The 26,451-nt window shown below is 38.8% G+C and carries 22 protein-coding genes and 1 other annotated feature; of the genes, 19 read left to right on the forward strand and 3 right to left on the reverse strand.

From position 1 onward, the window contains the following. The first annotated feature begins 77 nt into the window (after positions 1–77). The 5 genes from LXM54_RS18355 (at position 78) to clpB (ending at position 8,277) form a co-directional block, all read left to right on the forward strand. Positions 78–1,157, forward strand: coding sequence for a carbamoyl phosphate synthase small subunit (locus LXM54_RS18355; protein WP_233316698.1), 1,080 nt, complete (start codon positions 78–80; stop codon positions 1,155–1,157). Next, positions 1,150–4,260, forward strand: coding sequence for a carbamoyl phosphate synthase large subunit (locus tag LXM54_RS18360; protein ID WP_233316699.1), 3,111 nt, complete (start codon positions 1,150–1,152; stop codon positions 4,258–4,260). The genes LXM54_RS18355 and LXM54_RS18360 overlap by 8 nt, the downstream gene beginning before the upstream one ends. Next, the gene (argF, locus tag LXM54_RS18365; RefSeq protein ID WP_233316700.1) at positions 4,257–5,204 is read left to right on the forward strand and encodes an ornithine carbamoyltransferase; all 948 of its coding nucleotides are present in this window, start codon (positions 4,257–4,259) and stop codon (positions 5,202–5,204) included. Before LXM54_RS18360 ends, argF begins: the two co-directional genes overlap by 4 nt. 177 nt (positions 5,205–5,381) lie before the next feature. Then, positions 5,382–5,561, forward strand: coding sequence for a YjzC family protein (locus tag LXM54_RS18370; protein WP_127735956.1), 180 nt, complete (start codon positions 5,382–5,384; stop codon positions 5,559–5,561). 118 nt (positions 5,562–5,679) lie between these two features. Next, on the forward strand, positions 5,680–8,277 hold the full coding sequence (clpB, locus tag LXM54_RS18375; RefSeq protein ID WP_233316701.1) for an ATP-dependent chaperone ClpB: 2,598 nt from the start codon (positions 5,680–5,682) through the stop codon (positions 8,275–8,277). 50 nt (positions 8,278–8,327) lie between these two features. On the opposite strand, the gene LXM54_RS18380 is transcribed toward clpB, so the two are convergent. Then, positions 8,328–8,522 carry a YjzD family protein gene (locus tag LXM54_RS18380; RefSeq protein ID WP_233316702.1) on the reverse strand — a complete coding sequence of 65 codons (195 nt, stop codon included), beginning with the start codon at positions 8,520–8,522 and terminating at the stop codon, positions 8,328–8,330. A 220-nt stretch (positions 8,523–8,742) separates the two neighbouring features. On the opposite strand from LXM54_RS18380, the gene LXM54_RS18385 reads away from it, so the two are divergent. From LXM54_RS18385 to LXM54_RS18395, 3 genes are all read left to right on the forward strand, one after another. Beyond that, entirely contained in the window at positions 8,743–9,483 is a 741-nt protein-coding gene (locus LXM54_RS18385) for a hydrolase (protein WP_233316703.1), read from the forward strand. Between the two features lie 143 nt (positions 9,484–9,626). After that, positions 9,627–10,397: a hypothetical protein gene (locus LXM54_RS18390; RefSeq protein ID WP_233316704.1), complete on the forward strand. Its 771-nt coding sequence runs from the start codon at positions 9,627–9,629 to the stop codon at positions 10,395–10,397. A gap of 44 nt (positions 10,398–10,441) precedes the next feature. Further along, on the forward strand, positions 10,442–11,407 hold the full coding sequence (locus LXM54_RS18395; RefSeq protein WP_233316705.1) for a BMP family ABC transporter substrate-binding protein: 966 nt from the start codon (positions 10,442–10,444) through the stop codon (positions 11,405–11,407). Positions 11,408–11,482: 75 nt separating this feature from the next. On the opposite strand, the gene LXM54_RS18400 is transcribed toward LXM54_RS18395, so the two are convergent. Next, on the reverse strand, positions 11,483–11,848 hold the full coding sequence (locus LXM54_RS18400) for a hypothetical protein (RefSeq protein WP_233316706.1): 366 nt from the start codon (positions 11,846–11,848) through the stop codon (positions 11,483–11,485). 254 nt (positions 11,849–12,102) lie between these two features. Here LXM54_RS18400 and LXM54_RS18405 point away from each other — a divergent pair, with 254 nt between their 5' ends. From LXM54_RS18405 to LXM54_RS18450, 10 genes are all read left to right on the forward strand, one after another. After that, a complete protein-coding gene (locus tag LXM54_RS18405) occupies positions 12,103–13,041 on the forward strand; it encodes a beta-ketoacyl-ACP synthase III (protein ID WP_233316707.1) in 939 nt (312 codons plus the stop codon). Positions 13,042–13,094: 53 nt separating this feature from the next. Next, on the forward strand, positions 13,095–14,333 hold the full coding sequence (gene fabF, locus LXM54_RS18410; RefSeq protein WP_233316708.1) for a beta-ketoacyl-ACP synthase II: 1,239 nt from the start codon (positions 13,095–13,097) through the stop codon (positions 14,331–14,333). A 258-nt stretch (positions 14,334–14,591) separates the two neighbouring features. Further along, complete coding sequence (locus LXM54_RS18415) at positions 14,592–15,014, forward strand: Fur family transcriptional regulator (protein WP_233316709.1); 423 nt, start codon at positions 14,592–14,594, stop codon at positions 15,012–15,014. 261 nt (positions 15,015–15,275) lie between these two features. Then, positions 15,276–16,025, forward strand: a complete 750-nt coding sequence (locus LXM54_RS18420; protein ID WP_233316710.1) for a DUF2268 domain-containing protein — start codon at positions 15,276–15,278, stop codon at positions 16,023–16,025. A 171-nt stretch (positions 16,026–16,196) separates the two neighbouring features. Continuing rightward, positions 16,197–17,222 (forward strand): ABC transporter ATP-binding protein, encoded by a 1,026-nt coding sequence (locus LXM54_RS18425; RefSeq protein ID WP_233316711.1) that lies wholly within the window; start codon positions 16,197–16,199, stop codon positions 17,220–17,222. Further along, on the forward strand, positions 17,222–18,211 hold the full coding sequence (locus LXM54_RS18430) for an ABC transporter ATP-binding protein (RefSeq protein ID WP_233316712.1): 990 nt from the start codon (positions 17,222–17,224) through the stop codon (positions 18,209–18,211). The genes LXM54_RS18425 and LXM54_RS18430 overlap by 1 nt, the downstream gene beginning before the upstream one ends. 25 nt (positions 18,212–18,236) lie before the next feature. After that, on the forward strand, positions 18,237–19,934 hold the full coding sequence (opp4A, locus tag LXM54_RS18435; RefSeq protein WP_233316713.1) for an oligopeptide ABC transporter substrate-binding protein: 1,698 nt from the start codon (positions 18,237–18,239) through the stop codon (positions 19,932–19,934). Positions 19,935–19,973: 39 nt separating this feature from the next. Continuing rightward, positions 19,974–20,939, forward strand: coding sequence for an oligopeptide ABC transporter permease (gene opp4B / locus LXM54_RS18440; RefSeq protein ID WP_233316714.1), 966 nt, complete (start codon positions 19,974–19,976; stop codon positions 20,937–20,939). Between the two features lie 12 nt (positions 20,940–20,951). After that, positions 20,952–21,866, forward strand: a complete 915-nt coding sequence (opp4C, locus tag LXM54_RS18445; RefSeq protein WP_233316715.1) for an oligopeptide ABC transporter permease — start codon at positions 20,952–20,954, stop codon at positions 21,864–21,866. 279 nt (positions 21,867–22,145) lie between these two features. Continuing rightward, the gene (locus tag LXM54_RS18450) at positions 22,146–22,895 is read left to right on the forward strand and encodes a YjbA family protein (protein WP_233316716.1); all 750 of its coding nucleotides are present in this window, start codon (positions 22,146–22,148) and stop codon (positions 22,893–22,895) included. A 65-nt stretch (positions 22,896–22,960) separates the two neighbouring features. On the opposite strand, the gene trpS is transcribed toward LXM54_RS18450, so the two are convergent. Next, on the reverse strand, positions 22,961–23,950 hold the full coding sequence (gene trpS / locus LXM54_RS18455) for a tryptophan--tRNA ligase (protein WP_233316717.1): 990 nt from the start codon (positions 23,948–23,950) through the stop codon (positions 22,961–22,963). A gap of 112 nt (positions 23,951–24,062) precedes the next feature. Next, positions 24,063–24,280: a binding site (T-box leader), on the reverse strand. A gap of 546 nt (positions 24,281–24,826) precedes the next feature. Between trpS and LXM54_RS18460 the strand changes: the two genes are divergently transcribed. Then, the gene (locus LXM54_RS18460; protein ID WP_233316718.1) at positions 24,827–26,443 is read left to right on the forward strand and encodes a peptide ABC transporter substrate-binding protein; all 1,617 of its coding nucleotides are present in this window, start codon (positions 24,827–24,829) and stop codon (positions 26,441–26,443) included. Positions 26,444–26,451: the final 8 nt, after the last annotated feature.

The raw sequence follows: 26,451 nt of genomic DNA on the forward strand, positions 1-26,451 counted from the left end.
TGTATTTTTTTGCAGTGTGATGTATAATTATAAGAAATTTAAAATAAATATACAAGACTTATAGAGGTGTGCTAAAGATGGAAGGATACTTGCATTTAAGCAATGGAGCGAAATATAAAGGAAAATTCGTTACAAACGCAATGGAAGAAATTTGTGGAGAAATCGTCTTCTTTACAGGAATGACAGGATATCAGGAGGTTTTAACAGATCCTTCTTATAAAGATCAAATCATCGTCTTTACGTATCCGCTTATAGGAAACTATGGCATTAACAAAGAAGATTTTGAGAGTAAAAAGCCGCATGTTAAAGGTGTAATCGTTTATGAAGCAAACAAGCAGGCTTATCATTATCAGTCACAACATTCACTTGCTGAATATTTGGAGAAATGGGATATTCCTTTGCTGAGCCATGTTGATACAAGATCAATCGTGAAGAACATCCGTACGGAAGGCTCCATGCCTGCCATTCTTTCAGGAAACGGGGAAGTTGATAAAGCAGGCTTCTCATTAATAAAGGATTCGAAGGTACCGAAAGTGTCAGAAAAGGCACAGCAAACATACAGCGAAGGCGACTACCATATCGTGCTGGTCGATTTCGGCAAAAAGGAAAGCATGCTCGATGCCCTTGTGGAGAGAGGCTGTAAGGTAACCGTCGTACCTTATGACACAGCATTTGAAGCAGTTAAGAAACTGCAGCCAGATGGAATTTTGTTGTCAAACGGACCTGGAGATCCCAAAGAGCTAACGAGTGTATTGCCGACTATAAAACAGTTAATTCAAGCTTATCCTACATTAGGAATTTGCCTTGGTCACCAGCTGGCAGCATTAGCTCTTGGCGGTGACACAACAAAGCTGTCATTCGGACACAGAGGGGCAAATCATCCTGTTTATGATAAGCGAAATAACAAAGTGATTATGTCCTCACAAAACCACAGCTATGTGGTGGAAGAAGGCAGTCTAGCAAACACTGGCTGTGAGGCAAGATTCTTTAACTTGCATGATAATTCTGTCGAAGGTATGACACATAATGTGTATCCTTTGCAGACAGTGCAGTTCCATCCGGAAGCAAATCCTGGACCTTCAGAGGGCCATTATATATTTGATGAATTTATAGAAAATGTTAAAGCAAACAATGGGAGAGTTTTTGCATATGCCTAAAGACAACAGTATTAAAAAAATATTAGTAATTGGTTCAGGCCCTATTGTTATTGGGCAAGCGGCAGAGTTTGATTATGCTGGCACACAAGCATGCATGGCATTAAAGGAGGAGGGCTACCAGGTCATCCTTGTCAATAATAATCCAGCGACCATCATGACAGATCAAACCTTTGCAGATTCGATTTATTTCGAACCGCTTACTCCAGATGTATTGGAAATGATTATTGCAAAGGAACAGCCTGATGGCTTGCTTGCAACATTAGGCGGGCAAACAGGTTTAAATCTTGCCTTCCAATTAAGTGAACAAGGAATCCTTGAAAAATACGATGTTAAGCTGTTAGGAAGCTCGATCGAATCCATTAAAAAGGGAGAGGATCGTGAAGCATTCCGCCAGCTCATGTATGAATTGAATGAACCAGTTCCAGAAAGCAAAATCGTTCATTTAGTAGAAGAAGCAATTGAGTTTGCGGAAGAAATTGGATTCCCCATTATCGTACGCCCTGCTTACACTTTAGGAGGAACAGGCGGCGGAATTGCTGACGATATGGAGGAGTTTAAAAGACTTGTCAGCGGCGGTCTTAAAGAAAGTGCCATCGGCCAATGTCTAGTGGAAAGAAGCATTGCTGGCTTTAAGGAAGTCGAATATGAGGTAATGCGTGACAGCATGAATACATGTATCACGATTTGTAATATGGAAAATATTGACCCAGTCGGTATCCATACAGGTGACAGTATCGTTGTTGCTCCTTCACAGACATTGACGGATGTAGAATACCAAATGCTTCGCTCTGCTTCTATTAAAATTATTTCTGCCTTAGGAATTATCGGCGGCTGCAATATTCAGTTTGCTCTTGATCCGAACAGCAAGAAGTATTATTTGATTGAAGTCAATCCACGGGTCAGCAGATCGTCAGCACTTGCTTCAAAGGCGACAGGGTACCCGATTGCCAGAATGGCAGCGAAATTGGCGGTTGGTTATACACTTAATGAAATCGTGAACCCAGTTACAGGAGATACGTTTGCGAGCTTTGAACCAGCTCTTGATTATGCAGTTGTTAAATTTCCAAAATGGCCATTTGACAAGTTCCCAAGTGTTACTAGAAAGCTGGGAACACAGATGAAGGCAACTGGAGAAGTTATGGGAATTGACCGCAATATTGAAAGAGCGCTGTTAAAAGCAATTCGATCTTTGGAAATTAAAGGGAATGATTTGACTGTTCCCGGAATAGCTGCTGCAAGTACAGATGAATTGTATGCAAAGGCTAAAGATCAAACAGATGAAAGATTTTTTGTGTTGTTAGAATTGCTCCGCAGAGGAGAAACGATGGAAGCAATCCATCACTTAACGAAAATCGATTTGTTCTTCCTACAGATTTTCCATGGGCTTGTAAAGATGGAGAAGGCTATTCTTTCCACTTCTCTTGAAGAAGCAGGAGAAGAAGCATTGCAGTTATGGAAAGAAAAAGGATTCAGCGATGCATTCCTTGCAGCAGCATGGCAGTGTACAGAACAGGATGTGCGCAACAAACGCAAAGCTCTCGGTATATTGCCTGTGTATAAAATGGTTGATACATGTGCAGCAGAATTTGAAGCAAAAACGAACTACTACTATTCCACTTATTATGGAGAGAACGAGCAGACAGAAAGCAGCAAGCGTAAAGTGCTTGTTATCGGCAGCGGTCCGATTCGCATCGGTCAAGGGATTGAATTTGATTACTGCTCTGTTCATGGTGTATTTGCTTTAAAGCAGGAAAATATCGAAACCATCATCATCAATAATAATCCAGAAACGGTGAGCACAGACTTTGCGACAGCAGACAGATTGTATTTTGAACCACTGACAATCGAAGATATTATGAATGTCGTAGATTCAGAGGGAATTAAAGAAGCAATCGTTCAGCTTGGCGGACAGACTGCCATAAATGTGGCAAAAGGATTAGAAGAATACGGTGTGAAAATTCTCGGCACAGACAGCAAAACAATTGATGTTTTAGAAGACAGAGATCTGTTTTATCAAATGCTTGATGAAGAAAGCATTCCTCATATCGAAGGAGATATTGCCTTTGACGAAGCAGGCTTGCTAACTGCTGTGAATAAATTGACTTACCCTGTCCTCATTAGACCTTCCTATGTTATCGGTGGAAAAGGGATGGAAAGAATCAATAATGACGATGATTTGAATGCTTATCTGCAAACAGACATTCCTTATCCAGTCCTTGTTGATCAATTCCTAGAGGCGTATGAAGCAGAATTGGATTTGGCAGCAGATGGAGAAAACATATGTGTTCCAGCAATCATGGAGCATATCGAAAAGACAGGTGTCCATTCTGGTGACAGTCTTTCGATGCTACCGGCCCAAACTCTGACAGAGTCTGTACAAGACAAAATGCTGACATATGCGAAAAAGATTGTCGGCAATACAAAATACAAAGGTCTTATGAACATTCAATATATTATTGATGGCGAGAAGGTATATGTATTAGAAGTAAATCCACGTGCAAGCAGAACCGTTCCAATTGTCAGCAAGGTGACAGGTGTCCCATTAGTTCAAATTGCGACAAAAATATTGCTCGGGAAATATAATTTGTCAGAAGAAGAGAAAACCTTCAAGAATGATCTCGACTTTGTCTGCATTAAATACCCAGTTTATTCAAATTATGCTCTCAAAGGACTTGATTCCAAAGTCGGTCCGGAAATGAGATCTACCGGGGAAGGAATTGCTCTTGCAGATTCAATAGCAGAAGGCTTGAAAAAGGTATTCCATCCGACATTGAAAAAAGTCGAGAATAAACAAATTATCATAAAATCTGACAACTTCGACATTGCTATAAAGCAAAAGGCAGAGGCAGTTGGATTAACAGTAAAAACAGCAGAGGAAGCTGGACCGCTGTTGGCTGAAGACCAAACAGTCGCGTTTTATAACCCAGAAAATGGAGCAGATGACAAGCTTCTCCGTGAAACAGCAACAAGAAATCGTCTAATTACATTTACACAACAGGAAAGCTTAGAGGCATTCATTGAGTCCTTTAAAGCAGACTCTATTTCTGTCCAATCTATTAATGAATGGCATAATAAATCGAAAAAGGGTGTGAGCACCGTATGATATTAACGTCACTAACAGACTTGAAGGGCAAAGACTTACTCACATTGGCTGAATACTCTTCAGAGACAATTGTCGAGCTTGTTAATAAAGCGAAGGAATTGAAAGAAGCACATTTAAATGGAGAAATAATCACACCATTAAAAGGAAAAACGCTGGGAATGATTTTTGAAAAGTCCTCAACAAGAACAAGAGTTTCCTTTGAAACTGGAATGTTTCAGCTCGGGGGGCAGGCCCTTTTCTTAAGCTCCCGCGACTTGCAAATTGGAAGAGGAGAACCTATTTCTGATACGGCAAAGGTTTTATCTCAATATGTGGATGCGATTATGATTAGAACATTTGCACATGAAACGGTCGAAGAATTGGCAGAACATGCTACAATCCCTGTCATTAATGGATTAACAGATCTTCATCATCCATGCCAAGCGCTGGCTGATTTGCTGACTATTCTTGAGGTGAAGGGGACTCTGCAAGGGCTGAAGCTAGCTTATATTGGCGATGGAAATAATGTCGCACATTCGCTCATGATTGCTTGCGCAAAAGTTGGAATAGATATCGCTGTAGCAACACCAGCAAATTATAAGCCGAACGAGGAAATTGTTGCTTTAGCAAAAAGCTTTGCAATGATAAGCGGCAGCGCCGTTTCCATTGTCCAAGATCCAGTGGAAGCAGTGAAAGATGCAGATGCTATCTATGCAGACGTTTGGACCAGCATGGGTCAAGAAGAAGAAAACGAACAAAGACTAAAGGATTTCCAAGGTTTCCAAGTTAATAAAGAGCTCGTCGCACATGCTAAAGCTGATTACATGTTCCTTCACTGCCTGCCTGCACACAGGGAAGAGGAAGTAACAGCTGAAATCATTGACGGACCGAACTCGTACGTATTTCAAGAAGCAGGGAACAGAATGCATGCCCAAAAAGCATTGCTTGTTGAATTATTGAGTTAAGTTTCTAAAGCCTATTTCGATAGGCTTTTTTCTTTATGCTTATTATCTCCACTAAACTAATAATAAATTAGCGTTAATGAAGTTAATAATTTCCGTTATTAGCTTGGAAAAACGGGAAATAATAATAATGCAGTTCATGGAAGACACTGTGGATCTTTAAAGCTTAGGAGGGTTTATATGGGACAAAATAGACAGTTTCGACCAGGGCAGAAAGCCCCGAATAACGGTGTGTATATAGAAATCGGTGAAACAGGAAGTAATGTCAATAATCCCCAAAAACTGAAATTGAAAGCTGGAGATCGTTTCCCAGAAACATCGAACCATAACCGCCTTTGGTCATACCAAAGAAGGCCGTAACTAAGCCGGGTTTAATAAATAAAAAATGGCCATCCGATCATTCGGATGGCTTTACATATGGAGAAGAAATACTATAATAAAAGTAAAGGTCAAATATGGTCAAAAGAGGTGCTTTTTTATGAATCCTGAGATGATGACGGAAAGAGTGCAACAAGCTTTTAGTGATGCCCAAGCATTCGCCCTTAAACAGAACCATCAAGAAATAGATGATATTCACCTATTTCTGGCAATTTTAGAGCGTCCCGATAATTTGCTGGATTCTGTATTGCAAAAACTGGATAAAGACACAGAGTTGGTACGGCAGGAGCTTTTGAAGGAAATTGATAAGAAGCCTAAGGTTACACTTAGCGGTAATCAGTCTAGTTCCATTTATATAACCAATACACTACAGCAAGTCCTGCATGAAGCAGAAAAAGAGCAGGAAAAATGGAGTGATGATTATCTTTCAGTCGAGCATATACTGCTCGCTGTCTTTGCTGTCGGAAACTCGGCAGTGCGCAGTCTATTTGATAAAATCGGCATAAACAGCCAACAGGTCAGAATAAAAATTAAAGATATAAGGGGGAGCCAAAGAGTGACTAGTAAAAACCCAGAAGCATCTTATGAGGCCCTTTCCAAATACGGCAGGGATCTTGTAGCAGATGTGAAAGAAGGAAAAGTGGACCCTGTCATTGGCAGAGATAATGAAATTAGGCATGTTATTAGAATTTTATCGAGAAAAACAAAGAATAATCCAGTATTAATCGGAGAGCCTGGCGTCGGCAAAACGGCGATTGTCGAGGGTCTTGCTCAGCGAATTGTCAGAAAGGACGTACCTGAAGGACTGAAAGATAAGACTATTTTCTCGTTAGATATGGGTGCCCTTATCGCTGGAGCAAAATTCAGGGGAGAGTTCGAGGAGCGGCTTAAAGCGGTCCTGCAAGAAGTGAAAAATAGTGAAGGCAGAATCATCCTGTTTATTGATGAGCTTCATACAATTGTCGGCGCAGGAAAAACAGATGGAGCAATGGATGCGGGAAACATGCTTAAGCCGATGCTTGCAAGAGGTGAGCTTCATTGCATCGGGGCGACAACCTTAGATGAACATCGACAATATATCGAAAAAGATCCAGCATTAGAGCGAAGATTTCAGCAGGTTTTAGTTGCTGAGCCGACGGTAGAGGATACAGTATCTATTATTAGAGGACTGAAGGAAAGATTTGAAATACACCATGGTGTTTCTATTCAAGATAGAGCAATTATCGCTGCAGCAACCTTATCAGACCGCTATATAACAGACAGATTCCTTCCGGATAAAGCAATTGATTTAATAGATGAAGCTTGTGCGATGATTAGGACAGAGATAGATTCTATGCCAATTGAAATCGATGAGCTGACAAGAAAAATCATGCAGCTAGAGATTGAAGAAGCTGCCTTAAAAGGGGAAGAAGACCCGCTAAGTAAGGAAAGGCTGCTTGTGATAAACAAGGAAGTCTCCAATTTGCGTGAAAAGGCAAATGCACTTCAGGCTAAATGGCAGCTTGAAAAAGAAGGTCTGTTAAATGTTCAGGCGAAAAAAGAAGAATTAGAAAGAAAACGCAGAGAATTGGAAGAAGCAGAAAATAATTATGACTTAAATAAAGCAGCTGAACTCAGACACGGCAGCATCCCTGCATTAGAGAAAGAATTAGAGCAGCTTGAAAATAAGACCAGCACAAAAAAAGGAGAAAGGCTGCTTAGGGAAGAAGTAACAGAGCAGGAGATATCTGCAATTGTAGCGAGATGGACTGGAATTCCTGTTACTAAGCTTATGGAGAAGGAGAGAGAGAAGCTTCTTCGTCTTGAAAGCATCCTGCATGAAAGAGTGGTAGGGCAAGCCGAGGCTGTTAAGCTTGTCAGTGATGCTGTATTAAGAGCACGAGCAGGCATCAAAGATCCAAATAGGCCGATTGGTTCGTTTTTGTTCCTAGGACCGACAGGTGTCGGCAAAACCGAGCTAGCGAAAGCGTTGGCCTCCAGTTTGTTTGACAGTGAAGAACAAATCATTCGGATTGATATGTCGGAATATATGGAAAAACATGCTGTTTCCCGTTTAATTGGAGCACCTCCAGGGTACGTTGGATACGAAGAAGGCGGACAGCTAACCGAGGCAATCAGAAGAAAGCCTTATAGTGTCGTATTGCTGGATGAAGTGGAAAAAGCCCACCCAGAGGTTTTCAACATCCTGCTCCAAGTGCTTGATGATGGAAGAATCACCGATTCACAAGGAAGGGTAGTTGATTTTAAGAATACGGTCATTATCATGACCTCTAATATTGGCTCCCATCTTCTGCTCGAGGGCAAAGATTCCGATTCCATTCCTGAGCACATCAGAGATGGTGTCATGAATCAATTAAAAGGACATTTTCGCCCTGAATTCTTGAATCGGATTGATGAAATTATTTTATTTAAGCCATTGGCATTAAAGGAAATAAAAGAAATTGTCTTAAAGCTTATCAGTCAATTGCAAAGCAGACTTTCTGACCAGCATATCAGCATAAGCATGACAGACCGTGCCGGTGAATATATTGCAGTAAATGGCTTCGACCCTGTATTTGGAGCAAGGCCGCTCAGACGTTTCCTGCAAAGAACGGTTGAAACAGCATTGGCAAGAGAAATAATCGCAGAGAAGGTCAAGGAAAACGATCACGTTGAAATTGACGCTGCAGAGGATGGCATCTTCCTTACAAGAAAATAAAATAAAAAAGGGTGAAAGCAGCTGCTTTCACCCGATAATTAAGCTAGAGATTAATGCGAACCTTCCTCATGACTCGGTTCATCATTTGGCAATACAGCAGCCAAAAGGAAAATGACAACAGAAAAGACAACTGTTAACACTACTCCCATAGAGAAGCTGTAAGTTATTCCGTTCATAGAACTAATAACATATGTAAGCATTTGCGCTAATAGGAATGTCCAAAAAATCGTTACGATATACCGCATACAATCACCTCACACTTATTTTTAAGGTCTGTTCTAATAGTATCATACAGGGCCAAAATAATAAATCATATATAATCTCCTTTTTTTCTTAAATAACATAAAAAAATCATTTATCGCTTCTGTCATACTTAAAACATGAAATACTTGGGCAAACTCCCTTACATTTTGCTGAAATGGTCATACATTAGTAAAAGGAAAACCTAAAAAGGAGTTTTGAGAGATGGAGAACCGGAACTTCCAACTGGATACCGAATGGAATATGATACATTATCCAACACAGCAGCCTAACGGTTTCGGTATCTTAATTATTGGTGACGACAGACATTTTGTAGATGCAAAGAATAGCTTTTGGGTACAGAATGAAGGGAAGAAATCAATTATTGATTCATTGCGAAATAAAGGATACACCATTTTTTATTCTAATCTCTATGGAAAGAACTGGGGAAGCGAAAGATCTTTAATGCTTGCTAAAAGACTGTATGAGCATATGATTCGCTCAGAAATCCTCAACCCGAAAATACATTTAATTGCAGAAGGAATGGGAGCATTGGTTGCGATAAAGCTGATGATGGAAATGAAGGAAAATATCCGTTCAGTCGTCTTGTTCAACCCTATTCTGTCTTTAAGTGAACATCTTGAGAAAGAAAAGGAGCATAAATTTTTCTTTAAAAAGCTTTGTAATGAAATAGCAGCTGCCTATGATAAAAATGCTAAAGTTATCCCTGACTTTATAAAAGAAATAAAAGAAAATCATCTAGAAGAGACAGACACCCCTGCGAAAATCATCCATATACTTCATAACGGCAAATCCTATTACCAATCCCAGCTGCTGAAGGAAAGAATTAGAAAATGGGATCAAGAAGAGCTGCCCATCTTCGTATCTTATGTTTTGCCAGAAAAAAGGAGTGCAATCCCCGGGCAAATTATCCGCTTTTTTGGACAGTATGAAAAAACCCTCTAGCTGTCCCTTTTTTTACGTTAGAGAGGCTGAAGCGATTAGTTTCAGCTTCTTTTATTCTAAGATAGCAGCTCTTTGATGATAATCATGATTGCTCTTATCTCTGCATAAGATACACTAACCTGACTTCAAGGAGGCTTCTTTAGATGGAGAATGCAGTAATTGTCGGTACATACCAATTTATCGGCTTTCACCTTTGCCGCTCTTTATTGGAAGATGGAGAAACTGTTTATGGAGTATCTTATCCAAATCTGAAACTGGAAGATTCCGAAGATAAGCAGCTAGAAATAGGAAGGAATGCCAATTACGAAGAAATAGGCTGGGAAGAGAAATTTAAGGGAAACAGCGGCAAGATTATTTATGATTGTTATGACATACTAAACAGCGATAAAATAATCAGCCAAATAAAAAATGATTTGCATATAGAAAGCAATATTCAGGATTTGACAGATAGAAAGCATGAATTAATCTTTCTAGGTAATGTGCTGGATTTCACCCGGCATGAAGAAGAACTCTTTCCAATGCTGAAAAGTATTGGTATTCCTTTCAGGTTTATCTATTATCCGACCGTGTATGGACCATGGCAGCCAAAGGAGTTTTTATTTGTTCAATTATTAGAAGACTGTAATGATATAGAATTAAGCGAGCTGGAGTATAAGGAAGATGCTATTTTTATAGATGATGCAGCAGCTGCAACGAAAAAGCTGATGATGGAAACAAGCACAGCCTGTCTTTTCTTGACGAGCGGCATCAAAAATCATTGGATGCACGGTAAAAAAGCAATAAAAGAGTTTCCGGTAAAAATTCCACGCTATCAGATTCCTTCCTGCTTACAGTCGTATACAGTTGATAATAAAAACAATATTGCAGATAACTTGGAAATGCAAAGAAGACATATTAAGATGTATAAGTGGTAGTGTAGTAGTTTATATGAAAAATTGCGTGAAAGAAAGGCGTTCAAATGAAAAAAATGAAGCTAATGCTGTCCCTTTTCATCCTGCTGAGCACCTTTTTTCTTGCCTCCTGCGGACAAGCCGAAAAAAAGGGGCAATTGAAAAGTGTAGGATTGCTCGTGACTGGAACGGTTACAGACCAAGTCTGGGGCACGAAAGGATATAAGGGGCTGTTAAATATACAATCACATTATAATGTGGATGTTTATTATAAGGAGTATATCGATTCCCTTGCCCTTGCAGAAAGAGCGATCGAGGAATTCGATCAAAAAGGGGTAAATCTCATCTTTGGGCATGGCAGTGAATTTGCGGATTATTTTAATATTTTGTCTGAAAAATATCCTGACATCCATTTTATCAGCTTTAATGGCAGCGCTAAAAATGATAATACAACTAGCGCCTCGTTTGAAGGCTATGCGATGGGCTTTTTCGGAGGAATGGTCGCAGGCCATATGACAAAGACCAATACAATCTCTGTTATTGGAGCCTTTGACTGGCAGCCTGAGATACAAGGATTTATAGACGGAGCTAAGTATGAGAATAAAAATGTGGAGGTTCTGACTGATTTTGTACAGGGGTGGGATAATCGTGAACAGGCACTGAAGCTGCTCGATTCGGCGATTGCCAAAGATGCTGATATTATTTATCCTGCAGGTGACGGATTTAATATCGATATCATCGAACAAGTAAAGGCGAAGGGCCTTTATGCAATTGGTTATGTTTCTGAACAATCTGATCTTGGCAGAATGACTGTTTTAACAAGCACCGTGCAAAATGTATCAAAAATGTTTGATATACTTGCTGGCAAATTTAAAGAAGGCAAGCTCGTATCAGGCGATATATCTTACGGAATGAAGGAAAATGTCATCACATTAGGAAAGTTCAGCCCTAATATTGATGCGGCATTTATCCAAAAAATCAATAAGGAAATGAAGCAATATAAAGAGACAGGCAAATTTCCTAATAACCAATGATAAAAAGCTTGCATTTTGCTCTTTGTGGAGGAGGAGATGCAAGCTTTTTCTCTCCAGCAGGAGCTGCACTAAAGGTTAGTCCATCCATTTTTTTAACATTGGCTTAACTTTGTTAATCAGCGGCTTTAGCTCATTAGCAGAACTCATAAATAGCTCAATATTACTAAAAACTAAGTTCATATCTATTTCGTCCAAAAAGTTCATCACTTTGTTATTATCTTCTGGTTGCTGCGAATCCTCCTCGCGCTGTCTGCCATGCTGACCTAAAATCCAGGAATCTCCTTTCGTTCTTTCCCTTCTTTCCCTTCTTTCATATAAAGCATCATCATGCTGTTTTTTACGATAAACCTTTCTGCCAAGCATGAAGTCATAATAGTAATCTTCCTCTGCTTTCACGCTGTCATCCTGTTCATCGACGGCATTTTGAATATCCTCATCCAACGCAGTTCCCCCCTTTATTCCAGGCAATATTAGTTCTTTATGTTTATCTTATGAATAAATTTAAGAAGTTGTTTAGACAGGCGCTTATAAAGTGAAAAAAAGTTGCATACTATATGAGAAATTTGATAAAATTAGTACCAAGTCATAATAATTGATAATAATATATAGAATACGATTGCGTCGAAAAATGCCTTTCATTTTTCAATTTACAAGCAAATAAAGTATAATCGGACATATTAAAGGAGCTGACAGCTTTGAGTACAGGAATTATTGGCCTTGGCCGTGCATTGCCTGAAAGAATCTTGACAAATTTTGATTTGGAAAAAATGGTGGACACGAATGATGAATGGATTCGTACACGTACAGGCATTGAGGAGAGAAGAATTGCAGATGATAATACAAATACATCTGACATAGCATATGAAGCTGCAAAAAAGGCAATTGAGAATGCTAACATCAGCCCAGAGGATATAGACATGATTCTTGTGGCAACAGTCACACCAGATCAGCCGTTTCCGACAGTTGCCTGCATGCTTCAAGAACGCCTTGGCTGTATTAAAGCTGCAGCAATGGATTTAAGTGCAGCATGCGCAGGTTTTATGTATGGAATGGTTACAGCTAAACAGTTCATCGATAATGGAGCTTATAAATACGTTCTTGTTGTTGGTGTGGAAAAGCTGTCGAAAATCACGAATTGGGATGACCGCAATACAGCTGTGCTCTTTGGCGATGGCGGCGGAGCTGTCGTATTGGGTGAGGTTTCAGAAGGACGAGGAATTCTTTCCTTTGAGCTAGGTGCAGACGGCTCTGGCGGTAAGCATCTTTTCCAAGATGAAGAAGACTTTATCCAAATGAACGGCAGAGAAGTATTTAAATTTGCTGTTCGTCAAATGGGTGAAAGCAGTGAAAATGTATTGGTAAAAGCAGGCCTTTCTAAAGAGGATGTTGACTTGCTGATTCCGCATCAAGCGAATATTCGCATTATGGAAGCATCCAGACAGCGTTTGAATCTTCCTGAAGAGAAGATGTCAAAAACAGTTCATAAGTATGGAAATACAAGTGCAGCTTCGATTCCAATCTCACTTGTGGAAGAGTATGAGGCAGGCAAGCTTAAGGACGATGACGTCATCGTTATGGTAGGCTTCGGCGGCGGCTTGACATGGGGCGCAATCGCTCTGCGCTGGGGCAGATAATTAAAAAATTTTAACACTTAGAGTGTATGAATAAATCAAAGGAGATTACAATCATGAGTAATAGAAGAGTAGTCGTTACAGGTATTGGTGCAGTAACGCCGGTTGGTAATGATGCTGAAAAAACATGGGAAAATATCGTGAATGGAGTTTCTGGCATTGGGCCGCTTACGAGAATAAATGCAGATGAATATCCTGCAAAAGTAGCAGCACAAATCAATGACTTTAACGCAGAAGATTTCATGGATAAGAAGGATGCAAGAAAGATGGATCGCTTTACTCAATATGCTCTTGCTGCTTCTTTAATGGCTGTGAAGGATGCAGACTTGCAAATTACCGAAGAAAACTCAGCACGCATTGGTGTTTGGATCGGTTCAGGAATCGGCGGTATGGAAACATTCGAAAATCAATACGAAATTTTCCAAAAGAGAGGCTATAAACGTGTTAGTCCGTTCTTCGTGCCAATGCTTATTCCAGACATGGCAACAGGACAGGTTTCTATCACGCTTGGTGCAAGAGGGGTTAACTCATGTACAGTAACTGCTTGTGCAACAGGAACAAACTCAATCGGCGATGCCTTCAAAGTTATTCAGCGCGGTGATGCTGATGCAATGATTACAGGCGGAGCAGAAGCGCCAATTACAAAAATGTCAGTTGCAGGTTTCTGTGCGAACACAGCACTTTCCACAAACCCAGACCCAAAAACAGCGAGCAGACCGTTTGATGCAAACCGTGACGGATTTGTTATCGGTGAGGGTGCAGGTATTCTAGTGCTGGAAGAATTAGAGTATGCACTTGCAAGAGGAGCAAAAATCTACGCAGAAATCGTTGGTTACGGCTCAACTGGTGATGCATATCATATCACTTCTCCAGCTCCTGGCGGAGAAGGCGGTGCACGTGCGATGAAAATGGCAATCAATGATGCAGGCTTACAGCCAGAAGAAGTATCATACTTGAATGCACATGGAACAAGCACAGCATATAACGATAAGTTTGAGACAATGGCTATTAAAGAAGTCTTCGGAGACTATGCTTATAAATTGCCAGTCAGCTCAACTAAATCAATGACAGGACACTTGTTAGGGGCTGCAGGCGGAGTTGAAGCGATCTTCAGCATTCTTTCCATTAAAGACAGCGTAATTCCTCCAACAATCAACTATGAAACACCAGATGCTGATTGTGATTTAGACTATGTAGTAAACAAGCATAGAAAACAAGAAGTTAACGTGGCAATGAGCAACTCATTAGGCTTTGGTGGACATAACGCAACAATTATCTTTAAGAAATATCAATAATAATAAACCAGGCTAGCCTTTAATAGGTTAGCCTGTTTTTAATTTATGTTAATAATAATTATTATAAATTAAAATTGACTATAATTAAAAAATGTATATAATTAAATATAGAGTATAAAAAGTTTTTGCGGATAATAACAATTATGAAAATCTTTATTTCTAGAACTAAGTAAGCGCTTGCTTAAGAAGTTAGCTCTTTTCTCATTATGACAGACTGATTATCAATTTAACATCGCTTGTTTAGCAAAGGAGGATAATATGTTAAGTATCGAAAAAGCAATACAGGCATTAAAGGAGAAAAATATTCGCTTAACACCTCAAAGACATGAACTAATAAATATTCTTTCCAAAGGAAATAAACATTGGACAGTAGAGGAGTTATATCAGCTGTTAAATGAGTCCATGCCATCTGTAAGTATTACAACAGTTTATAATAATATAAAGTTATTTTGTGAGATAGGTTTAGTGAAAGAAATTCAGTTTGGAGAATCATTAAGCAAGTATGAATGGAAACAAGAAGACCACTATCATATCGTCTGCAGTAAATGTGGAGAAATGGTAGATGTATGGTACCCAGCTTTAAAGGAGGTAGAAGTATTTGCCCAATCCATATCGAAATTCAACATTAGCTCCCATAACCTCCAGTTCTACGGAACATGCAGCAGCTGTGAACAGAAATAAACAATCTGGGCAGCAGGTTTGTCCTGTATGTAAACAGCCAATCCAAAGATTAAAGCATTCCATCCTTTGCGGCTGCGGATTCAAAATGATCGTAGATAAACGAAAAAAAAGCATTTGAATTAAAACTCTGCACAAAAGATGTGCAGAGTTTTTGTTTTCATTAACTGGTCTTATGAATGAACACCATATGATTTGTCAGAACATAAACTATAACGTTATATTCTCAGTCTGTAGAGGGAAAGGGGGAAATGATTTGGGGTAGTGAACACAAGAGAGTGGCTCGATGAAAAATTTTATAAACCAGTTGCGATTTGCAGTGAGCTTAAAGGCGCCTTCGAAGGAGAGCCGTCAAGACAGGTATATCAGCATCTTGCCAATTTTGGGATGTATAAGCCTTCAAGAAAAACAAAAGAAATATATGATTCACTTGTTAAAGAAGATGTATGGGCGAAGTGTGAACGAATTTACTTAAAATACAAAAGCTTATGGAAAGGTCCTGATATTCCTATTTATATTTTTCCTTTTAATCAAACTTCCAGAAGAAGTGACAAGAAATCAGGGCTGTCATTTCCTGATATGCTATTCCTCTTTATTGGAGATATAGAAGATGAAAAAGAGCTGGAAGCCTTAATAATTCATGAATATCATCATGTTTGCCGAATACACTATCAAAAAAAGGATGTCGATGAATACACCCTTCTGGACTCAATAATTATGGAAGGGCTGGCAGAGCATGCTGTTAAAAACCACTGTGGAGAGAAGTATAATGCAGATTGGTGCCGTAAATATAAAGAGGATGAATTAGAGGGCTTCTGGGAAAAGCATCTGCAAGAGAATTTGGATATTAATAAAAGTGAATATTTGCATGATGCTTTGCTGTTTGGTCTAGGAAGCTTTCCAGATATGCTGGGCTACTGCTACGGATTTTATATGATTACTAAATTTAAAAAACAAAAAAGTTTTTCTGAAAAAGCATATTTTGTTTTGAAAAGCGAAGAATTTTTAAAGTAAATACAGCATAAAAATAGAGAGAAACCTTTATACTATAGGGTTTCTCTTTTTCTACACAATTTAGACTTATTCTAATATTTAAAAAAATATTGCAATTCAAATAAATCTGTAATAGTATTTTAACAAATAGATTTTAATGTAATAAAAGTCACAATATGTCAGAGGTGTAAAATGAACGGTAATGCTTCCACATCAAATGATAGTTATTTGCTGGAGGTTAAAAACTTAGAAACCTCCTTCTCTATCGACGGAAAGCTGTATAACGCTGTCGATAATGTATCCTTCCAAGTGAAGCCGCGCCAAATTGTCGGAATTGTTGGAGAATCTGGGTGTGGGAAATCAGTCCTTAGCCTGTCTATTATGAAGCTTCTTCCTAAAGGAGCAGGAGTTATCCGCTCAGGTGAAATTATCTTTGATGGAGTCCATCTTGAAACAATGGGAGATAAAGAGATAAACAGTATTAGAGGCAGTGACATTTCCATGATATTTCAAGAACCAATGACCTCATTAAACCCTGTTTTCACAATAGGCTTTCAATTAATGGAGGTATTGTTAAATCACCACGATATCACCAAGAAACAAGCAAGACAAAAGAGTATCGAATTGTTGAAAAGCGTAGGTATATCAAGGCCGGAAAAACTGGTAGATGAATATCCGCATCAGCTTTCAGGCGGGATGCGCCAAAGGGTGATGATTGCGATTGCCATCGCCTGCCAGCCGAAGCTTTTGATTGCTGACGAGCCAACAACCGCACTTGACGTAACTGTTCAAGCTCAAATCCTTGATCTCATGAAAGAAATTCAAGCAGAGAACGATATGTCTGTGATTCTAATCACCCATGATTTAGGTGTAGTTGCGGAAATGTGTGATGAAGTAATCGTCATGTATGCAGGCAAAATCGTCGAGAAGACAGACGTTGATACACTGTTCTACGAACCGAAACACCCCTACACAAAACTGCTTTTGGAGGCTATCCCAAAAATGGACGAGGAAGTCGAGCTGTTGAGCTCCATCAGCGGAATAGTTCCATCCTTAAAAAATATGCCCGAAGCCGGCTGCCGATTCGCAGATCGCTGTCCGATGGCAATGCCCGAATGTAAATACATAACACCGATTCTTGCAAGCACTGAAGATGGACATGAAGTTTCCTGCCTTCTCTATGATCAAAGCAAACCGAAGGAAGGAGTGAACGCATAATGACAGCAGAAACTATTAAGGATAAAGATATTTTATTGGAAGTTAAAAATCTTAAAACTTATTTTCCAATAAAATCCGGTTTTTTTGGCAAAACAGTAGACCATGTAAAAGCAGTAGATGGAATTACCTTTGATATAAAACAGGGAGAAACGTTTGGACTCGTAGGAGAATCAGGCTGTGGAAAATCTACAACAGGAAGAACAATACTTCGATTTTTAAGTCCCTATGCAGGAGATATATTCTTTGGAGATAAAGATATTACAAAATTAAGAGGAAAACAGCTTCGTGATATTAGGAAAGATTTGCAAATGGTGTTCCAAGATCCTTATGCCTCGCTAAACCCTATGCAAATGGTTGGGGATATCATTGCAGAACCTATAAATAATTACTTTAGAAATAAACCGAAGGAAGAAACACAAGCAGAAGTAATGGATTTATTGAATAAAGTCGGCTTGCCAACGGATGCTTATTACAAATATGCACATGAGTTTTCTGGAGGACAAAGACAAAGAATAGGCATCGCCAGAGCACTGGCCCTGAAGCCTAAATTAATTATCGCAGATGAGCCGGTTTCTGCATTGGACGTGTCCGTACAGTCCCAGGTTCTTAATCTGCTAAAGCAATTACAAAAAGAATTTGATTTAACTTTTTTATTTATCGCTCATGATTTAAGTGTAGTAAAACATATGAGCGATCAAATTGGAGTCATGTATTTAGGGAATTTAGTGGAGGTTGCCAATAAAGAAGGCATGTACGAAGAGCCATTACATCCCTACACGAAAGCCTTAATCTCAGCTATACCGGAACCTGACCCTAGAAAGAAAAAGAAAAGAATTATATTAGATGGAGATGTTCCTAGTCCTATAAATCCGCCGACAGGCTGCCCGTTTCATCCGAGATGTCCTGCAGCAATGTCAGAATGCAGCAAAGTAAAGCCTGTATTAAAGGAGGTGAAACCATTACATAAAGTAGCTTGCCATCTATATTAAAAAAGCTTTAAGGGGGAGAAACACAATGAAAAAGAAATGGCTGACACTAACTGCTTTAATGTTAATTCTATCTGCCTTTTTGGCTGCTTGCAGTGGTAATGGAGAGAAAACATCAACGAGCGATGGCTCAAGTTCAACAGGAGAACCACAGGATGGAGGAACGCTGGTTTATTCACTAGATTCCGCTCCAGAGGGTTTGTTTAACTGGTCGTTTTACGGTAATGCAACAGATGCGGAAGTTCTTGATTTCTTTGATGAAAGCTTAATCAGCTATGATGAGAACCTTAAACCGCAACCAAATATTGCTTCTTGGAAAACAGAGGATAACAAAGTTTATACATTTACCTTTAAAGAGGGAGTTAAATGGCATAATGGCGAAGAGCTTACTGTTAATGATTGGGTTTTTGCTTTAGAAACAATTGCAAATAAAGATTATGATGGACCACGATATACAAGTGTTCAAACAATTGAGGGAGCTCCTGCCTATCATGACGGCTCTGCGGACAGCATTTCAGGAATCAAAGTAATTGATGATTACAACATCGAGATTACGTTTGATAAAGCAAGAGTAAACAACTTAGAAAACGTGTGGACATATGCAATGCCAGCGAAGGAGTTTGAAGGAATTGCTGTTAAAGACATGGCAAGTTCAGAGCAAGTAAGAACAAAACCTGTTGGGTTAGGACCGTTTAAAGTGAAAAATATTGTTCCAGGCGAATCAGTTGAATTTGAAAGATTTGATGACTATTTCAATGGCAAGCCTCACTTGGATGGTATTGTCCTGAAAGTAATCGATCCTTCTTTAACAATTGGTGAATTGCAAAATAATACTTTAGATATGACAGCATTCCATCCGAGCATTAAGGCGGATATCGAGGCATTGGATAATGTGAATATTGAACAATATCCAGGGTTGTCTTACTACTATATTGGCTTTAGATTAGGAACTTGGGATGGCAGCAAAAACGTGATGAATGATCCTAAATATCAAGATTTAAAACTTCGTCAAGCAATGTATTATGCGATGAATAGAGATGAATGGAATGAAGCATTCTTCTATGGCGTAGGAAAGACCGTTAATACACCAGTTCCATCAAATCACTGGATTTCAGCAGACAACAGTGAATTGGAGCAATATAAATATGATCCGGAAAAAGCAAAGTCCTTGCTTGATGAAGCTGGATATAAAGATGTAGATGGCGATGGTTTCAGAGAAGATCCAAATGGAGAGCCTTTCACAGTTAAGTTTTCTCATTACGCAACAAATAACCCAACATTTGAAACTCGTGCGCAAGCAATTGTTCAGTATTGGGAAGAGGTTGGTTTAAAAACAGAACTTAGTATGACAGATGTTAACCTATACTATGATCAAATTGAAAAAGCTGATAAGTCCATTGAAGTATTCTTTGGCGGCTGGTCTACTGGAACAGACCCTGATCCATCAGGATTGTGGAGATCAGATGCTCTATGGAATTACTCAAGATGGGTAAGTGAAAAGAGCGATAAATTATTGGATGACGCTTTAGACGTTAGCATTGTCGGTACTGACCAAGAGAAGCGTAAAGAGCTTTATGTGGAATGGCAGAAGCAATTTATGGAAGAATTACCGGCACTTCCAGTTGCAGAGCTAGATGAAATAATGGCGCTTAATAAGCGTGTTCAAGGTGTAACATTTGATGTTTCTGGCATGAACAGACCGAACGAATGGTGGATTCAGCAATAACTAGAATAATAGATTTTAACATAAGGAGAAGAGAGTTACATGTTGAAATATACATTGCGAAGAATATTAGGCATGATACCAATGTTGCTCCTTACTTCTGTTGTGGTATTCTCCCTGGCGAAATTAATGCCAGGGGATTCCCTCAGTGGAGAAATTGATCCTAATAACACAGACCCTCAGTACATAGCTGAAATGAGAGAAAAACTCGGATACAATGATCCAGAATATGTTCAATATTTTCGCTGGGTAACAGATTTTATTAAAGGTGATTTTGGTATATCAACCCGCTATAAAATAGATGTAGCCGATCTCATTACTGAACGGCTCCCTAATACAATTTTCTTGGGAATCACTGCTCTAATTATTACGTATATCCTTGCCTTTACTTTCGGGATGATTTCTGGAAGAAAACCTTATACAATTCGGGACAACCTGATTGCAGGTATAAACTATATAGGTCTGGCAATTCCTTCGTTTGTAGCTGGAGTCATTACTATATATATTTTTGCATTTAAGTTAAACTGGTTCCCTTCGAACGGTTCTGTAGGAATTGGTCTGATGAAAGGATCGTTTGAATATTACATCAGTAAGCTGCATCATGTTTTCTTGCCGGCAATTGTCCTTGGTGCATTAGCAACAGCGAGCTATACACAATTTCTTAGAAATGACATCATTGAAAACAGCAGGAAGGATTTTGTGAGAACAGCTAGAGCCAAAGGAACGCATGAAAATAAGATTTATAATGTGCATATATTACGGAATTCAATGATACCACTAGTTACCTTTTTAGGATTTGATATCGCTGCATTAATAGGCGGTGCTGTAATAACCGAAACAATTTTCACTTATCCTGGTATTGGTCAATTAATGATCCAATCGGTAGGAACAAGAGATTATCCTGTTTTGTTAACATTATTAATGCTATTTTCGTTTTTAACATTGTTGGGCAACCTCATAGCTGATATTTTATATGGCGTTGTAGATCCAAGGATAAGGGTAAGTTAGGAGGAAAGGGAAATGGAAGTAATTACTCCGAAAAATAATAATAACTTAAGCGTAGACATAAAAACGAAAAGCCTTTCTCCATGGGCATTAGCCAGAAGTAAATTCATCAAGAATAAGATTGCAATGGTAAGCCTGCTATTCCTTTTCCTTGTAACAATTCTTTCTTTTTTAGCTCCGTATATCACAACAATTGACATAACTAAGGTAAATATAGGGCAAATGTCTTTGGAGCCTTCAGGTGACCATTGGCTTGGTACTGATAAAAGCGGAAGAGATGTGTTTACTCGCTTATTATATGGAGGAAGGATTTCCTTGCTTGTAGGTATATGCTGTACTGTAGCTGTCGTTTTCTTAGGCACATTAGTCGGTTCGATTGCTGGTTATTATGGTGGCAGAATTGATAGTTTGTTAATGCGTTTTACTGATTTTATCATGGTTTTTCCGTTTTTAGTGTTTGTCATCGTGCTCAATGCCATTCTTCAAGGTATTGTTTCAGGCTTATGGGTATTAATCATTGTGATAAGTCTGTTGAGCTGGGGGGGAGTAGCAAGGATTGTGCGCAGTAAAATTCTCTCTGAGAAGGAAAACGAATATATATTAGCTGCCATTTCCATTGGCGGTAAACCGAGTAAAGTCATTATTAAGCATTTGCTGCCGAATGTAATGTCTACCATTATTGTGCAGGCTTCTATCCTATTTGCAAGCATGATTGTTGTAGAATCAGGCTTAAGCTATTTAGGGTTTGGTGTACCTCAAGAGGTGCCAAGCTGGGGAAATATGCTGTCTTCTGCAAATGAACCAGATGTGCTCCAAAATAAACCGTGGATTTGGCTACCGCCAGCCATTATGATTACATTGACTATCCTATCCATTAACTTCATAGGCGAAGGCCTAAAAGATGCCTTCAACCCAAAATCCAAACGTTAATGATTAACAGGTTTACTGTACAATTAGAAAAGGCTATAGATATAAAGGTAATAAGTCTTTCTTACATAGAAAGGCTTTTTTGCTTTTTAAATCTATGGAGAGTTTGTACATATATAAGAGAAATGTATCATAATAATAAACATACTATGAATGGGCGAGTGCAAAGATTACATGCTTTCTAGAAAAGAAACTTATAAGAACAATGACAAAACAGGAATAAATTTACTGCTCGATGCCCATACTGATTGACAAACAGTTGTTGAAGCGAGGGATAATAATATGCAATATCTTCATGATGTTTGGGTTAATTGGTTTGAAGGAGAAGAAAACGGTTATAATGTTTGCCATTTCCACGAATGGAGAAAAGAAGATGGGGTGGAGCTGCTTGATCAGGTGCCGCTCGTAAAGATTGATTCGGTGTTGTTTAACTACATAGAAAATGATTTAGCAGAGCTTCCGAGGCAGCTGCTTGAAGAAATTTACCAAAAAGCTTATCTTCGAAAAAACCATGAAAGAATCCAATTGGATTATTGCTTTGTTGTTTCAGATGGAATAGGGATTTTGGTTGTTGATACACTTGGTTATTCCATTCCGATTAGAAAAAGCAGGATGATACCTAGGCAGGAACAGCTGGCATATGAGTTACTTGAAAGCCAAGAGACTATAAACTACAACTTTCAAACAGACAACGAAGAAAATAAGGAGTTTCATATCCTGTCGCCTGAGCCGCAAATGATGTACGGGCTGACTAGAAAAGAGCGTCAGCTTAAGCAATTGTTGTTCATGGCACTCGATCAGCTGCATTCCTCTGAAAATGTTGCAGAAGTGAGATATTGGTATACAGAATGGAGCCCAGAGAAGTATTTTGATATTCAAAGCCTTGAATTTGAGGATGCTTGGAGTGAGCTGTTTGACTGCACGAAATTTGGCTGGTCGCCAAAGCATGAGACGTTTTGTGAAAACATCATAAAAGGACAGCCCTTTTTTGAGAAGCTTTGGGAATTAGAACATGGACCAAAGGTAAATTAAATAACTGCTTTCTTCTATTATAAGACATAAAAACAGGCTGATAGCTATCTATCAGCCTGTTTTTATTATCTGCGCTTGCGGCCTAAGCCCATAGCGTTTTCCATTTTTTTAACCATTTTGTTTGCTACTTTATTCGCTTTTTCCGCACCTAAATCTAAAATCTCGTCAAGCTCAGGGGAGTTCATTAATTCATTGTATTTCTCTTGAATTGGACGAAGTGTATCAACAACTACTTCTGCAAGATCTGCTTTAAAGTCGCCGTAGCCTTTGCCTTCATACATTTCCTCCAAGCTTGCAATTGATTTCCCTGAAAGAATAGAGTAAATAGACAACAGGTTGGAAACTCCCGGTTTATTTTCAATATCAAACTTCACGATGCCTTCTGAATCTGTAACAGCACTCTTGATCTTTTTGACAATGGCTGACGGCTCATCTAATAGAGTGATTGTTGCCTTTTTATTAGGATCAGATTTGCTCATTTTTTTCGTCGGTTCTTGCAGTGACATGATTCTTGCGCCGACTTTAGGGATACGAACTTCTGGTATTGTCAGAATGTCGTTATATTTCTTGTTGAATCTTTCAGCAAGATCTCGTGTCAGCTCTAAATGCTGCTTTTGGTCTTCTCCGACTGGAACTAAATCTGTGCTGTACAGCAGAATGTCTGTTGCCATCAATGGCGGGTATGTGAGAAGTGCTGCAGAGACACCTTCTTTGCCAGCTGATTTATCTTTAAATTGCGTCATGCGCTCTAATTCCCCTATATAGGAAATACATTGCATCATCCAAGCACCTTGAGCATGGGCAGGCACTTCTGATTGGATGAATAATGTAGCCTTTTCAGGGTTAATACCGACAGCAAGATACAATGCAGCAAGGCTGCGGATATTGTTTCTTAATACAAGGCGGTCTTGCGGAACTGTGATCGCATGCTGATCAACAATGCAGAAATAGCAGTTATAATCATCCTGTAGCTCCACAAACTGACTTAGTGCGCCAATATAATTTCCTAAAGTAATTGTTCCGCTCGGCTGGATGCCGGAAAAGATTGTTTTCATTTGTTTTTCCTCCATTTGCTGTTTGTACTATATAAAGGTTGGACATAGAAACGTCTTTTTAAGCCTGCAAGGAATTTTTTGCACAAAAAAAGACCACACGTCCCTATACGAACATAGGGACGAATGGTCCGCGGTGCCACCCTAATTGCTTAAAACAAGCCACTTTATCCTTGGTAACGAAAGGAAGTCGCTGAAATGTAATATGCAAGAAGTAGCAGTTCTATTTCAGTGCTCAAAAGTCCATTCCTTATAACTGGCTGTTTGTTTTCACCAGACACAAACTCTCTTTTAAACCATTATATAAGTACTACTCTTTATCAAAGCATAAATGTATTAACTATATATGTATAAATTAAACTAAAAACAAGGAAAAATCAAGGGAAGGCAAGGGATATTTTACGCTTAGAGGTCTAATTGATTCAATGAAGATAAAGAAGGGATAACTTTATCAGGAAAATGTTAGGAAATTTTAATTTTCTAGCTACAAAGTATATCAGAATATTATTCACAGAAAAATCTATAAATTAAATTAATTTAGATTATTCTTAATTCTACAAAATTCTACAAATTTCTTGCAATCTAATAGGTCGATATATATAATTGGTTTTACGAGTGGAAATTAAAAGTGATATTTCAGACTATTTGAAACAATTGGATACTAAAGTTTATTTCCTAATTCATTATTATACTAGCCTAATTGTTTAGTAGTGACGAAGGTTACATAAAGGATTGTTTACTATTGCTGAATAGCGAATAAGTGGGCTTGAATTTACAGACTATTTAGGAAATATAAGTTTATGTATTCTTGCGTTTTATATGGGAAAGATAATTTTTGGAAACTCCACTTGTGGACAAAATATATAAGGGGGTAAAACAATGAAAAAGAGAATGCTTGTACTTCTATCATTAGTACTTGCACTTAGTGCATTCCTTGCAGCTTGTGGCAACGGCGACAGCGGTAGCTCAGAAGAGGCAAAACAAGATTTGCGTCTTAACATCAGATCAGAGCCATTCTCACTAAACCCTGGTTTAGCGAATGATTCTACATCAAGCAACGTATTGCTTCAAACTTTTGAAGGTTTAACTCGTATTGATAAAGACGGTGAGCCTGAGGAAGCAATGGCTGAAGACATTCAAGTTTCAGACGACCAATTAACTTATACTTTCAAAATTAAAGAAGATGCTAACTGGTCAAACGGTGATCCTGTAACTGCTGAAGACTTTGTGTATGCTTGGAAATGGGCTCTTGACCCAGCTAACCAATCACAATATGCTTACCAGCTTTACTATGTAAAAGGTGCTGAAGAAGCTAACACTGGTAAAGGTAAGCTAGATGATGTTGGAGTTAAAGCAATCGACGAGAAAACGCTTGAAGTTACTTTAAACAACCCAACTCCATACTTCACTCAATTAACTGCTTTTTACACTTACTTCCCTGTAAACAGCACAATTGCTAAAGAAAATCCAGACTGGTATAAAGATGCTGGAGATGATTATGTATCAAACGGACCATTCAAAATGACTGAATGGAACCACAGCGAATCCATTAAGCTAGAGAAAAACGAAACTTATTGGGATGCTGACACAGTTAAGCTAGCAACAGTTGAATATTCTATGATCGATGATGCTGGAACTTCTCGCAGCATGTACGAAAACGATGAGTTAGACTGGAATGGTCTTCCATTCGATACTGTTTCAACAGATGCTATTAAAGCACTTAAAGACAGCGGCGAGTTGAAAACTCAAGCAACTGCTGGTACTTACTGGTACAAATTCAATACGGAAGTTGAACCTTTGAACAACGTTCATATCCGTAAAGCATTGACATATGCAATTGATCGTCAATCAATTGTAGACCAAATTACACAAGGTGGACAAATTCCAGCAATGGCAGCTGTTCCTCCAACAATGTTCCCTGAGAACGAAGAAGGCTACTTCAAAGACAATGATATCGAAGCTGCAAAAGCAGAACTTCAAAAAGGTCTTGATGAGCTAGGCTTGAAAGATGCTTCAGAACTTCCAACTATCACTTTATCTTACAACACAGATGAAGCACATGCGAAAATTGCTCAAGCAATTCAAGATATGTGGAAAAATAACCTTGGAATTGATGTAACATTAGGAAACGAAGAGTGGGCTGTTTACATTGATAAACTTCACTCTGGCGATTACCAAATCGGACGTATGGGCTGGTTAGGTGACTTCAATGATGCGATCAACTTCCTTGAGCTATACCGCGATAAAGAGGGCGGTAACAACGATACAAACTGGGAAAATGCAGAATTTAAACAATTGTTGATCGATTCTCAAAAGGAAACTGATGCAGCAAAACGTCAACAAATGCTTAAAGATGCTGAAGCAATTCTAATGGACGAGCTTCCAATCGCACCGATTTACTTCTATACAAATGTTTGGGTACAAAAAGACAACCTGAAAGATGTAGTAATTTCTGGTCTTGGTGATGCTCAATTGAAATGGGCTTATTTCGAATAATATAAGTC

The sequence above is a fragment of the Bacillus sp. Au-Bac7 genome, from assembly GCF_021341655.1.
Classification (GTDB): Bacteria; Bacillota; Bacilli; order Bacillales; family Cytobacillaceae; genus Niallia.

Bases quoted from the DNA above. Each gene is read 5' to 3' on its own strand.
- clpB (WP_233316701.1), top strand. From the start codon at position 5,680: ATGAATCCTGAGATGATGACGGAAAGAGTGCAACAAGCTTTTAGTGAT.
- LXM54_RS18460 (WP_233316718.1), top strand. From the start codon at position 24,827: ATGAAAAAGAGAATGCTTGTACTTCTATCATTAGTACTTGCACTTAGT.
- trpS (WP_233316717.1), bottom strand. From the start codon at position 23,950: ATGAAAACAATCTTTTCCGGCATCCAGCCGAGCGGAACAATTACTTTA.
- LXM54_RS18450 (WP_233316716.1), top strand. From the start codon at position 22,146: ATGCAATATCTTCATGATGTTTGGGTTAATTGGTTTGAAGGAGAAGAA.
- LXM54_RS18415 (WP_233316709.1), top strand. From the start codon at position 14,592: ATGTTAAGTATCGAAAAAGCAATACAGGCATTAAAGGAGAAAAATATT.
- LXM54_RS18385 (WP_233316703.1), top strand. From the start codon at position 8,743: ATGGAGAACCGGAACTTCCAACTGGATACCGAATGGAATATGATACAT.
- LXM54_RS18425 (WP_233316711.1), top strand. From the start codon at position 16,197: ATGAACGGTAATGCTTCCACATCAAATGATAGTTATTTGCTGGAGGTT.
- fabF (WP_233316708.1), top strand. From the start codon at position 13,095: ATGAGTAATAGAAGAGTAGTCGTTACAGGTATTGGTGCAGTAACGCCG.
- argF (WP_233316700.1), top strand. From the start codon at position 4,257: ATGATATTAACGTCACTAACAGACTTGAAGGGCAAAGACTTACTCACA.
- LXM54_RS18370 (WP_127735956.1), top strand. From the start codon at position 5,382: ATGGGACAAAATAGACAGTTTCGACCAGGGCAGAAAGCCCCGAATAAC.
- LXM54_RS18390 (WP_233316704.1), top strand. From the start codon at position 9,627: ATGGAGAATGCAGTAATTGTCGGTACATACCAATTTATCGGCTTTCAC.
- LXM54_RS18380 (WP_233316702.1), bottom strand. From the start codon at position 8,522: ATGCGGTATATCGTAACGATTTTTTGGACATTCCTATTAGCGCAAATG.
- opp4A (WP_233316713.1), top strand. From the start codon at position 18,237: ATGAAAAAGAAATGGCTGACACTAACTGCTTTAATGTTAATTCTATCT.
- LXM54_RS18355 (WP_233316698.1), top strand. From the start codon at position 78: ATGGAAGGATACTTGCATTTAAGCAATGGAGCGAAATATAAAGGAAAA.
- LXM54_RS18430 (WP_233316712.1), top strand. From the start codon at position 17,222: ATGACAGCAGAAACTATTAAGGATAAAGATATTTTATTGGAAGTTAAA.
- opp4C (WP_233316715.1), top strand. From the start codon at position 20,952: ATGGAAGTAATTACTCCGAAAAATAATAATAACTTAAGCGTAGACATA.
- opp4B (WP_233316714.1), top strand. From the start codon at position 19,974: ATGTTGAAATATACATTGCGAAGAATATTAGGCATGATACCAATGTTG.
- LXM54_RS18360 (WP_233316699.1), top strand. From the start codon at position 1,150: ATGCCTAAAGACAACAGTATTAAAAAAATATTAGTAATTGGTTCAGGC.
- LXM54_RS18395 (WP_233316705.1), top strand. From the start codon at position 10,442: ATGAAAAAAATGAAGCTAATGCTGTCCCTTTTCATCCTGCTGAGCACC.